Origin of the sequence: Leuconostoc pseudomesenteroides KCTC 3652 (assembly GCF_014634745.1) — a bacterium.
GTDB classification, from domain to species: Bacteria; Bacillota; Bacilli; order Lactobacillales; family Lactobacillaceae; genus Leuconostoc; species Leuconostoc pseudomesenteroides.
The window spans coordinates 24747-38132 of sequence record NZ_BMBP01000008.1 but is presented as its reverse complement, the minus strand read 5'-3'; the positions used below and the strand labels follow the sequence as shown (position 1 = coordinate 38132).

Below are 13386 nucleotides of genomic sequence, written 5' to 3'. Positions count from 1 at the left end.
AGCACCTAACCGGAGTAACTGTTTGCCAGCGACATCCGTTTAGATGCTTTTTATATTTTTGATGATTTCAGTCAATTATTAAACTTTGCAGATCTTAATCATGTTTACGTTTAATGGTCACTATTGTCATAAAAATTAACGAAACAACCATACCTGCAACCACCACAGACAAAGTAATCAATCCAGCTGTGTCTGGTAAAGCAGCCTTACCAACATTATTGGCTTTTTTAGCCGTTAGTGCGGTTGCGGATGCTGAACTTGACGAATTGAACGGTGTCAAATCAGAACCAGTCTTACGATTACCAGATACGTTGCCACTTTGACTCTCGCTGCTGCCGTTTGAACCAGAACCAGAACTATTACCATTGCTCGACGATTTTTGATCTCCGGAAGGCTTTGCGCCTTTATCAGCAAACAACGTCACCGTCATAACACGACCAACATTACCAGCCTTATCAATTGTTCTTGCTTGAACAACTTGTTTTTTAGCAATAGTCAATGACTTCTCATAGGCTTGCCAAGTTTTGCCTTCGTCTAAGCTATATTGGAGTGACGTGCCCGCAACATCGGGATTAGGCAATTGATCCGTCATTCCTAATGACACAATAGCTGTCTTATGCGCAGCATCATATTGTGTTGAAATAGTAGCTTGGGATTCAATTTGAGGTACGATGTTGGTTACAGATGTTGTAACAACTGCTGATTCATTCCCATAATCGTCCACAGCTTTAAATTCAACCTTAGTATTTGCACCAATGACAACATGATCGTTGTATTCTATCCAAGATTTACCCTGATCGAGACTATATTCTGTATGAATACTATCATCGCTTGGGGCATCTGTTGGTAACTTTGCCGCTTCAGCTGTCAATGATACCGACTTGTTTGTTGGCGCTGTTGTGCTTGCACTAATAATCGGCTGGTCTAATGTTCCTTTATAATAGCGAACATTGACCTTTTTACTGGTTTGATTACCAACAGCATCACTAACCGTAATATCAGCGATATTGTCACCAGTCGTCAAATCTAACGGTACATTAAACTGACTCATCTGCCCGTTGTTACCTTTACTAAAAATAAATGAAAACTTTTGATTTTCAATCATATCGCCATTGATGTTAATTGCGTAACCATCATAATTATCATTCGCACTACCACTTAACTGATATGGCGACTGATTAGTTTTGATTTGATATGAGCCATCTGAAAGGCGTTGTAACGAGCTTTCATTAAACAAACTCAAATCAGGTAATGTTGTATCAATATAGAATTGCAGACTATTATCGACAATGTTTTGTCCTTGATATTTCACCTGAACAGGTACAGATACCTTTGTATTTGGCGCTGCTTTTATCTTGGTCTCAAAAGTCAATGTTTTCGGATCATAGTTGACTACTGTACGCTTAGGACCCGCAGTTTCACCTATCATCAAGCCGTTATCGTCAACTGCGTGTTTCAAATGACCACTAATTGTCAACGTCTGTGTATCTTTATCGTACGAACTCGTTGTTGATGACACAACGTTCAAACCATAATTCAAGTCATTATCAAACGATATGACAGAACTTGGGTCACTAATGAATTGTGCATCAGCTGAACTATTCACCGTAAATTTAACGACGTCATCAACATTGCCATCTTTATCCGCTGCTTGTGCAACGAGTGTATTGTCACCAAACTGTAGTGGCACATCGGCAGAAAATGAGCCCTTATTGTCGCCAGTACTCTTAACATCCTTAGTAATGTTAGTAATCTGATTGGTAGACAAGTTACCTACTACCAAAGTGTCTAGCGAATCTATATCGTCTAGAGTACCACTCATATTAAAGGTTGTTTGGTCGGTTGACAAGTTTTCATTCGCATGATCTAAGTGGACGACTGGTTCAGTTACCGAAATTCTTGTTTGAACAACTCGAATCACATTTTTCCCTGCTTCATCCGTACTGAATACAAATTTACCATCTTCTGGCAACGGGATACCATTCTTGCTATCTGTCATATCAAACACTTGAGTCTGTGGGTCAACCTCAACCAGCTTACCATTGACGTAAAAGTTTGAAGGATATGATCCCATTAAGGTTATCGTGTTATAACGACGGTGATAGATGGCTGAATTAGTTGTAATGACTTCGTTATCATTGAGATCATAAAGAACGAGACCATAAGTTGTTTTATCCGGTGCTTGTACAAGTTCTTCAGCATTTCCAAAGTTTCCGGCGTTGTCATAAGCGCCAATTTGGATATTATTTTTGCCAGCCTGAAGCGCCGAAACTTGATCAGCATTCAAAGTCACATCAATTGCTTGCTTCAATGTATGACTGTCTGATAATGGTTGGTCATAAGTTGCACTAACACCGTTTATTGCGACAACAACTTTGCCAAATGAAGCGATACCACTCAGTTCATCCTTTACAGTCGCTTTCAGATGATATGCGCCATCGCTGCCAACCGACAAACTTGATTTATCAAAATCAATCGTTGGTGCAACTGTGTCCAACTTGATTGGCAAGGTCTGTGACTGTTTGTCAGTACTTCCCGATTCAGATTCAGCGGAAATTTTATAATAGTACTGACCATCTGTTGCTGTATCGTACTGACCTGTTTTAGCATTCCAAACCGTGCCATCCCACCTCAAGCTATTTCCAGTATAGCTGGTATAGCTTCCGGTAGATGCGTCATAGTAAGTCTTAGTTACCTCAGGATCGATATAGAGAGTTCTAATTGGTTTTTGGTTTGCATTTTTATCATCATCCGGATCATTTTTATAAATTTGCGCAGTCAGATTTTTTGCATTACGCCACAAACTCACAATAGGCGTCGCTGTATCTTGACTGTCATCAAAATTCGGTGAAAATGCGATATTACTTGGGGTAATATTATCACCTTTGGCGTTCAAACCTAAAATATTTTGTTCACCATCCATGAAATAAGAAGTACCATAGTAAGAATTTCCCGTCCAAATGGGATCATCAAATATTTTTTGACTATTCCATTGTCCGTAATAACCAAGATATGGCACAACTAAGTTTTGAGCACTTGTCGTCACACCATTATTTTCGGCTTGGAAGCCAACATAGCCTTCCACATAGGAGTTTGTTACCTGTTGTGGCAACGTAAGTTTTACTTTAACAGTCACTGTATCGTTCGCTGCAACAGTAATTTTTTGATTGCCATCTAAAACACTTTCACCTTTGTGATTAGTAGCCGACGCCAAATTAATGGCAGCACCACTTAATTTGTCATCATAAGCATTTTGCTGGCTAGTAGCACTATTTGTCCAAACACCACCGTAGTTGTTGAAAGAATAGGTGGCCTTATCTTTATCATTGTTAGTTAATTGAACCGTCATAGTCTGTGTGTTACTAGTGATTTCTTTCAACGAAATCGACGCATCACCGGACGTGGTCGTCGCAAATACTTTGTTATCGACTGCTTTGTCAACTTGCACTAATCCCGCACCTTGACGACGTGGCGAGACAATCGCGTCAGGATGGTCCTTATCATAGAGCGGCACAGCCGTGTTCATCAAATCAGTTTTCACATATTGATTAATATTACTTGCTGCAACACTTCCTGCAAGTGATTGTGTTACCAACGCCGATACACCGGCTGTAAATGGCGACGCCATTGACGTGCCACTCATTTCTTGGTAACTATTATTATTTGCAGTTGACCAGATTTTACCTCCTGGTGCAGTAACATCAGGTTTTAATGTCAAATCAGGCGTTGGCCCATAAGAACTGAAAGTAGACATTTTGCCAGTGCTAGCATTTGGCGTTGTCAAATTTTTGACTGCAAAATTATAAGTTTGATTGCTGTGGTCCTTAACGTAGGCTAACAGTGATTGCCCACCATCATATAAAATAGCCATTGTCGTAATTGACGTGTTCATTGAAAAATTAAGCGCCGTTTCATCAGGTTTATTATTAATAATAATTAAACCAGCTGCCCCAGCATTTAAAGCATTTTCCTGCTTTTCAGTGAAGGCAATACTGCCTCGCATGACAACAGCAACTTTGCCTTTGACATCACTATCAAAGTCTTTAGCGTTACCAACACCAGGTAAACCGTCACTACCGTTTTTAGCCAAATAAAGAGCTTTGCCATTCAGTTTAGTTAGATCAGCTTTATCCGAAAGCTGTGTGACAAGCGGATCTTTGAGTATTTGCGCCCCAGCAGCTGTCGTCAAATCTAACCATGGTGAGACCATTGTTGTATTTTCAGATGACGCTACCGTAATTGCATCAGCCGCAACACCCGGCGACCCGACTGTACCATTATCATTTGTCAAACTAGTTGATTGATTATTCGTAGCATCAGCAGATGTTGACAAACCATTGTTTCCAGCTGAAATAACTGGTACAACGCCTTCTTTTGCTGCTTGATTAACTGCTTCTTGTTCTGGATCGTCTTGATCCTGGTTGCCACCAACTGAACCTAAGGACATGTTGATAACATTAGCCCCTAATTTAACTGAATCCTCGATTGCCGACACAATGTCATCACTATACGCACCACCACCATTGTTCGAGAAAACCTTCATGTCTAGCAACTGTGCGTTTGGCGCAACACCGACCACATATTTAGTGGTATCAGAACCAGTTTCAGCGGTTGCCTTACCATTTGCCGCCGCAATACCCGCTACGTGCATGCCGTGCATTTCTGAGGCCCCAGTATCGTAGACTGTATCACTAGTCCCATCAGCATAATTATAAGCGAATGGCACTTTGTCGGAATACCATTTACCATATCCAAGCTTTTGGATTGCTGCACTCGATTCAGACTGTGTTAATTTTTCAGAACTATTATTATCCAACGTCAAATCTTTGTGCGTTGGGTCAATGCCTGAATCGATTATGGCAATCAGTGTGCCCTCACCTTTTAACTTATACTTTGACCAAACTTGTGGTACGTTAGCAATTTCATTTGCTGATTGATCTTGTGGGGCATACACATTAGCAGGTGTGACTGCTTTAACCCCTTTAATCGCTTGAATGGCACTAATGTCACTCACCTTAGCATTGATTGAAAAACCATTAAGCAAATAGCCAAAGGTCTTTTTGGGCTTATTGCCTGTCAATTTTGCTACTTGATCACGAACTGGTTTCTGAGCCTCAATTGTCGATTGCGTGGCCTTATCAATCAGATTGATTGACTTTGTCGATCCTGTTGGTGATGCCGTTGACTGACTTGCCGCTTTTTTATCCAGTTCAACGATTACTGTGACAGTTTTGTTCTGCAATTCTGATGAGGAACTAGGAACTGTTAATCCTTTTGCTTTTAATTGTGCTTTGACTTTTTTCTCAAAAGTCGTTTTCTGATTCTTTTTTGCTTCCGATGCTGCGCTGTCTAGTGTCTTTTTAAGTTTGGCCTTTGAAACTGTATCAGTCAATCCTTTCGTCACATCACCAAAAACAGTGATGGATTGTGGATTAATAACCAACGAACTTAAAATTGTGCTCACTAAAAACAGCGAAGTCGTTTTCTTTCTTACAACTCCCATTACTCTCCCTTTCTTAAATGAAAATTAAATATAAAGTATATGTTATATTAAAGAAAGAATAATTTCAATTAGAAAAGGCGTCCTAATGACGTATAATTTAATTTTTCATTGATATGAACCGTTATAATAGTTATTTAAATTAAAAAATATTGTCAAATTTTAAATTTTTGCTATATCTTTGTCTAAGGTATTTCAATCACACCCTCAATTATGAATAATTACATTTGTATCAAAAAAAAGATTTGAATGGTTAAGCAATTCAAACCTTTTTTCTAATATTTCACGCTCGAAGAACAAACCTAGCTTCGGCTAAATGAAGGCTATCGTGGCCAACATAAACTTTGAAGTCTCCTGGATCAAAATTATAATGAAGTTGATTATCAAAATACTTTAACATTTCTACATCAATGTCGAAAGAAACTGTTACCTCACTTCTTGCAGGAACTAATACTTTTTTGAAACTTTTCAAACGTTTTTCCGGTTGCACTACTTTGGCGAATAAATCCTGTATATACATCTGAACTGTTTCAATGCCATCTCGATCACTTTGATTTGATACCACAACTGATACAGTCAGTTTTTCACCTTCATGCAATACATCACCACTCAGCTTCATGTCAGTATAATTAAATTGACTATAAGATAAACCAAATCCAAAGGGAAACAAAGGATTATTGGTGGAATCAATATACCGGGAAGTAAATCGGCTACTATGTGTCGATTTTGTCTCAGGACGCCCCGTCGTGAGGCGGCTATAATAGATCGGTAGCTGACCCACACTATAAGGGAAAGTCATCGAAAGTCTGCCAGAAGGGTTTGTTTTGCCCAAGATTGTATCAGCTATTGCATGACCACCTTCTGTTCCTGGAAACCATGCAACAATAACCGCATCGACGTCATCAATAATATCGGTTAAAACCAACGGTCTGCCATTAATTGTCACTAGGATAATTTTTTTACCTAATTTTCTGATGGCCTTGATCAATTTTTTTTGGTTTTCTGGTAATGTTATATTTGTTTTACTGCCACCCTCACCACTCTCAAATGTATGCTCACCTGCTGCAAAAATAACCACATCTGATTTATTGGCAATTTCGATAGCGCTATCAAATTCCATTTTAGCTTGTTTTTTGGTTAAAATGTTCTTGCTAATGACGTCATCGCTTAATCCCAAACCACGTAACATTTCGACATCATCAGTAATATTGGTGCCCTTTCTAACTAACAGACGATCAGAGGGTACCACTTCACGAAATGCATCAGCAATTGTTACTGTTTCATTCCGGTCGGCATGAACTGCCCACAAACCTAGTAATTCTTGTTCATCTGAATATGGTCCAATTAAAGCAATTTTTTTACTTGTGTCTAGAGGCAGGATGTTTTTTTCATTTTTTAATAATACCATTGCTTTATTCGAGACTTCTCTAGCTAACTCTCTTTTTTCTGAAGATAAAATGGCATTTGATTCAACTTGCTTATCAGCACCTCGATAAGGATCTTCAAACAAGCCTAATTTATTTTTTAACTGCAATACTTTTAGAACAGCAGCATTGAGTTTAGATTCATCTACTTGACCATCTGTGATAATGCTATCTAAATTATTAGCATAGGCTGAAGACTGCATATCAATATCAACACCAGCCACAAATGCGTCTTTGGCAGCCTCAGATTGATTAGAAGAATACCCATGTGCTATGAGTTCATTGACTGCCGCATAATCACTGATAATGATACCCTCAAATCCCCATTTTTCACGGAGGACGTTATGCAATAGATATGAACTAGCTGTGACGGGAACACCATTTATGGTGTTAAAAGACGTCATCACCATTTCGGTGCCAGCATCTACTGCTGCTTTATATGGCGGTAGATAGTCTTGAAACAATTTCATTTCTGACATATCGACACTATTATATTCTCTACCAGATTCAGCAGCACCATAGGCAGCAAAGTGTTTGACACAAGCCGCTATTCCTGAATCTTTGCCTAGATTATGTTGAAATCCCTCTACCATTGCTGCAGCCATGCTAGCGTTCAACACAGGATCCTCGCCAGTCGACTCCAAGCTTCTTCCCCACCTAGCATCCCGCACAATGTCTACCATTGGCGCAAATGATACGTGAGCACCACTGGCATAAGCCTCTGACGCCGTATTTTGATATGCTGTTCTAATTAGATTTGGATCCCAAGTTGCACCCATCCCAAGTGGAATAGGATAAACTGTTTTCAACCCATAAACAATATCTGCCATAAAAAGCAAGGGAATTTTATGGGAACTATTTTCAAGATATGCTTGCTGTATTTTTCTTGTTTTTTCAGCACCCACCACATTTAAAACGGATCCAACTAGTGGTACCATTTCTGGATTCAAGCCCAGCTTTTGAACTGGTCCAGTGACAATATTCTGTGTTGTGTCAAAAAATTCACCAGATAATTGCACCAGTTGACCGACTTTTTCGGGCAATGTGAGACTATTTAATAATTTTTTTAGGTTAGTTGGCGACATGATTTACCCCCTCCATTTCTGCTTTATAAGTTTGATTATCTAAGTGTTTAAACCATGGATACCAGAGTATTGTAGATAGAACCAATTGAAGGAATAGTTGCAGAATAATGATGGAAGCGTGTCCTTCAATTCCCGCATGGAAGCCTAATGGCAGCCCAAAAATCGCTTGCGAACCGATAAATCGAGCAACAATCCCTAATTTAATTAATACATATGATATGCCAAGTGCAATTGCATTGTTAAAAATAAATGGAATAGCTAAATTAAAATTCAATACTAAGGGTGTTCCAAAAATAACCGGTTCAGTGATACCAAACAATGCCGGTACAACAGCAATTTTACCCAGTTCTTTATATCTTTTACTCTTAGCAAAAAGCATTAATATCACTAATCCAAGTGCCAAACCGCCCCATGTAATAATGTTGAAAAATCCTAATCCGATAATATTAGGCGGTGTGACGCCTTTCGCAACTGCATTAAGATTTTCAACGTCCATAGATAACCAAATTGGGGTTACTAACGGCAATAATACATTAGTACCATGAATTCCAAAGAACCACATAATTTGCATCAGTAAGCTAACCAAAATCATTGCCCAGATGTTGCCACCAATTCCTCTTAACGGCTCTTGAATAATGGAAAAAATCATTTGATGAAAGCTTCCAAATGATGATATGGCAAATAGGAAAGAGGCTAAACCAAATATAATACCTATAAAAATACCCGGAATTAATGCTGCAAACGATTGTGAAACCATTGGCGGTACACCCGCTGGCATTTTAATTGTCCAGCCGTGTTTCACAATATAAATATATAAACGGCCAACGATTAATCCAATCACCATTGCTGAAAAAACACCTTGTGATGAAAGCCACGTTACCGGAATAGCAGTAACGGCCACATGATTAGATGTATAAGAACCTAATGGTGTCATGATCAAAAATGACATTAGAGATATAATACCTGCTCGGTACCATCATCTTGATCAGACATAAAATTTTGAACTAGATATTTAGCCATCAAAAATGATAAATACAGTGCCATAGCACCAATCGTAATAGTGCCAATACCATTTAAAATATTTGATAACGGTTTGTAATTTAAATCTTTGGTATATATCGATAGCAGTGTCGCCAATGATCCCAAAATTATGGGTGGTAATAGTGCCATCATAGCGCCCATAATTGTTTGCAGATACTTGTTTTTCCCAATTTTGTCTAAAGTCGGAGACATATTGTTAAATAGACCCGTTACTTTTTCCTTGTTAAATTTCATCATGCGCCTCTCTTTCGAATTGACTATTTATTTTACAATTTAATTGTAAGCGCTTTCTCGATGGCTAACCTGCTGTTTTATCGCTTAAAATATGTAAATATTTGTCATTTTGGCCATCACATTATTGTTGACATTTTCCGATATTCACTAGGTGCAACACGGTAAACTTCAATAAAAGCATTGTAAAAATTACGATAACTCTCAAACCCACAATCAATAGCAATTGTTGTGAGATCTAAATCAGATGTCATCATCTTTTCAAAGGCAGCATCTAAACGAATAGAACGGAGATAACTTGTAAATGACGTCCCCATTCCTTGTTGAAAAAATTTTGAAAAATAACTAGTGGAAAAATTGAAATCGTTTGCGGTAGAAGCCAAAGTAATCTCATTAACAAAATTGTCATGTAAGTAATCAATCACTTTAATCAATCTGGTCCGATCAAAAGTCAATTTTCTTCTAGCAGCAATGGTTTTATCGGCATAATGTTCACATAAAATTGACAATAAACCATATATATCAGACATAACGTGTAGATTCATTAATAACTCGTGCGTTTTGTGACCTTCTTTGAAATATCGGCTGCATATCGCCATTTGCTTAAAATAAGTCAACACAACATCATCATAATCACTTTTCATAACTGTCCTATTAATTTGAAAAACAAATTCATTTGGATATTTACCAAAGGTCACATCACGTAAAAATTGTATTGGTAACTGAATAATCATGACTTGACTATTTTTGAGTCCCTGCGTAGCATGAACGGTATTTGTGTTAATCACCATGAAATCATTTTTTTGTAAAATATATTCTTCAGTAATCAGCCAAACTTTCAATTGACCAGATAAGCAATATATCATCTCAACACTTTGGTGCCAATGTTTCGGGATAAAGCGGCCGTCATTTTGCTCATTAAAACTAAAAATGCGAAACGGTAATCCATTTGTTGTTTGAATACTTTCATGACTATATGTCATACGATCAATACCTCTTGTTTCTTTGTAAACTGACAGTTTTTATGTAACCGCTTTCATTTTGCTTCATATTATCATGATTATAATTTGTCGTCAATAATAACCTGTCGAAACAAAAAAGGACCAGCTGGTCCCTAATCTCTTACATTTTAAACCCATCACACAAAGGCCGTTTGACTTTGTGGTTCATAATTACGCCAATCAATGCCATCGCTACCATCTTCGCGCAACTTCAGCAAGTCGAGAATTGAATACTGCTTCAATCGCTTTTTGAAATCTTGCTCGGCATCAAATATGATTGATAGGACTTCTTGTGTACCTGTTTCAACCGCTTTTTTGGCTGGGAATACTCTATCAGCTAGCTGTGTAGAATGGACAAAACTGTCCTTTCCCTCAATCGCTTCGTAAACGTCCAATAACGTGATTGACTTTGTGGCACGTGCCAAACGAAAGCCCCCCTCCTTGCTGGCAATTGCTTCCACAATATTGGCAACAACCAATTTTCGCATGGTCTTTTTTAAATAGGAATCTGAAACTTCAAGATGCTTACTCAAAATGTGACTTTTAACTGGCAGTCCATCTTTTTGTAGTCCCAACATGACTAATACAACTAAACTTTGCTCAACAGCACTAGACATTTTCATAATGATATTTCTCCCAACTTTTTATGTACAAAGCCCCACGAGTGAGGTTTATAAGTCATTTATTCCGCAGCTGATGATTGTGGAAATGACAATTGATTATGCTTTAGTTTCATTTGGTAAACACCCCATGTCAGAATCATGGAAACAATACCCAAACTCAACAATACGGTTAGATCCAACGCCACACTGCCACCAATTGAAATTGTTTCACGTAGTGCGTGAACCGAATACGTCATCGGCATCCAAGGGTGAATTGCATTAAAGAAGCCATTTGAGAGCTCAATTGGATAAGTTCCGGCACTGGCACTCAATTGCAAAACCATCAAAATTAGCATTATACCAGATCCTAGTTTACCAAATGCAACATTGAACAGAATTACGAATTGATTAAAGGCAAATGATGCTACCAAAGCTACTACGAATGTCATGACTGGTTTTTGAGTTTGCATACCGTCAACGATAAATAGCAATGCCGTCATCAACAGTGCTTGTGCAATCCAGACCGGTGCATTAACTGTTTGCTTGTCAGCCCACCAGAGGAAACCATTTTTCGGTTTCTTGCCAACAGTCATGAAATCAAATATCGCACTAAATGCAACCATACCAACAAACAGACCGACCGACATCATATATGGTGCCATACCAGTACCATTGTTAGCAACCTTAGATAAATCAGAATTATCTTTTTTAACTGGTTTTGACAAAGCAGTCACATTAGATTTTTGATTATGAATGCTTGATAATTTAACAGCACCATCAGCTAATTTTTGTGACAACGTTTGCGCACCTGTGTTAGCTTGCCCAAGAGCAACGATTGCTTGATTTTCACCTTCTAGTAACTGTGTGGTGCCAGAATTGAGCTGCGAAGCGCCTTGATTAAGGGTGCCACTATTAGCATTTAGTTGACTCAATCCGGCATTCAATTGACTCGCACCTTGTGCTAACTGTTGTGCTCCCGGAACAGCTTGCGTAGCGATACCGTTGCTAACTTCAGTGAGACTCGCATTAAGGGTTTTGATGGCTTGTTGCGCACCCTTAGTTGCTTGCGTACCTTTAGACAGAGCTTTCAGTTCAGGAAGTTGGGCTTGTAAGTTTTTTAGCTCTGGCAATGCTGCAACTAAAGGTTGCAGATCTTTGTTGATTTTTTGGGCTGCCTGACCACTTGCGGTTGCTGAAGTACCACTATCTTGTAGATTAGTATTTAAATCTTGCAGGTTTTTCATTACTGTTTGCACACTTGGATCCGCTATTAGTTGTGGGTTCTGTGCAATTAACTTTGATAAGCTATCAGAAATATTTTTTAAATTTGCCCCAGACTTTGTAAGACTTCCCCCCAATTGCTCCAAGCTAGTTGTCAAATTTTGTGCATTGCTACTAATGTCATCAGAATTCAAATCAATATTGGGTGCTTCAATCTCCCCCAATTTTTCCAATCCTTTCGTCAGCTCCGTCAATCCAGCATCCAACTTTGCCAAATCAGATGCCTTTGCTTGTTGCTTTGCATTAATTTCATCACTGACTTTTTGAAGTTGTGTGGCGAGTTGTTGCGCACCTGCCACTAACTGTGCAGAACCAGAATTAGCTGATGAGACACCACTTGTATACTGCGACAAACCAGTTACAAGTTGGGCAGAACCACTTTGCAATGCGGTCGTGCCTGTTTGTAATTGCTTTGTGCCATCTTGTAATTGAGAGATACCACTGCTCAATTGACTTGCACCCTCAGAACCAGTATTAAAACCGTCCTTGGAAGCAGTCGTGGCGGTTACAAGTGTTTGACTATAAACTTTTTGTAACGATTGTGACACTTTAGTTTGCAATTTCTCGGCTGCTGATGTTGTCATTTTTTCAGCAATAAATCCTTGACCTGTGTTGTGAGCAATTTTTATTTCTGGTTGCACGGGATTACTACTCAAAAGTGTGCCAGAATTCTCAGTGAAGTCACTAGGAATTGTGATGGTCATGTAGTATTTACCACTTTTCAAACCTGATGCGGCTTGAGATTTAGTGGTTTTAATAATTTTTAGTTGCTTACCATCTACCAAATTTTTGGTGAGGTTATTTCCTAAATGTTGCGTCTTACCGTTAATCTTTGCAGCGCGATCTTGGTTGACAATTGCCACCGGTAATTTGTTGACATTACCATACGCATCCCACAATGATGACAAGAAGATAACCGCATAAAGGCTTGGAATGAGTGCAATTCCAATTAGTAATAATGGCAAACCGCGTATTTTTCGAACACGTTGCCACTCCGTACTTTTCCAAAATTTCATGAACTTTACCGTTTCCTTTTTTTATCTATGGATAAATTATATAGCCGAAAGAAAGAATATGCAAGCTCTTTATTTTATTTGTAATATATCAAAAAAACAAACATTCAAAAATAAAACTGCCAATCGGTTGACATACTAAAAAATTGCAATTATAATCACTTATGTAAACGTTTACATTTTAGAACGCCATTTTAAGAAAGGTTAA

Annotated in this window: 7 protein-coding genes; all 7 read right to left on the bottom strand. The window is 38.5% G+C overall.

Annotation, left to right across the window (positions count from 1 at the left end; all coding sequences use genetic code 11):
- Window positions 1–94: 94 nt before the first annotated feature.
- Window positions 95–5503: a S8 family serine peptidase gene (locus IEU65_RS07900; RefSeq protein ID WP_010281807.1), complete on the bottom strand. Its 5409-nt coding sequence runs from the start codon at window positions 5501–5503 to the stop codon at window positions 95–97.
- 280 nt (window positions 5504–5783) lie between these two features.
- On the bottom strand, window positions 5784–8009 hold the full coding sequence (gene bglX / locus IEU65_RS07895; RefSeq protein ID WP_148422862.1) for a beta-glucosidase BglX: 2226 nt from the start codon (window positions 8007–8009) through the stop codon (window positions 5784–5786).
- A complete protein-coding gene (locus IEU65_RS07890; protein WP_010281825.1) occupies window positions 7996–8958 on the bottom strand; it encodes a PTS sugar transporter subunit IIC in 963 nt (320 codons plus the stop codon). Before IEU65_RS07890 ends, bglX begins: the two co-directional genes overlap by 14 nt.
- Complete coding sequence (locus IEU65_RS10510; protein WP_308738173.1) at window positions 8958–9287, bottom strand: hypothetical protein; 330 nt, start codon at window positions 9285–9287, stop codon at window positions 8958–8960. Before IEU65_RS10510 ends, IEU65_RS07890 begins: the two co-directional genes overlap by 1 nt.
- Before the next feature lie 113 nt (window positions 9288–9400).
- Window positions 9401–10264, bottom strand: a complete 864-nt coding sequence (locus tag IEU65_RS07885; protein WP_010281827.1) for an AraC family transcriptional regulator — start codon at window positions 10262–10264, stop codon at window positions 9401–9403.
- Between the two features lie 155 nt (window positions 10265–10419).
- Entirely contained in the window at window positions 10420–10905 is a 486-nt protein-coding gene (locus tag IEU65_RS07880; RefSeq protein ID WP_010281828.1) for an Rrf2 family transcriptional regulator, read from the bottom strand.
- Between the two features lie 59 nt (window positions 10906–10964).
- Window positions 10965–13181 carry a YhgE/Pip domain-containing protein gene (locus IEU65_RS07875; protein WP_010281833.1) on the bottom strand — a complete coding sequence of 739 codons (2217 nt, stop codon included), beginning with the start codon at window positions 13179–13181 and terminating at the stop codon, window positions 10965–10967.
- Window positions 13182–13386: the final 205 nt, after the last annotated feature.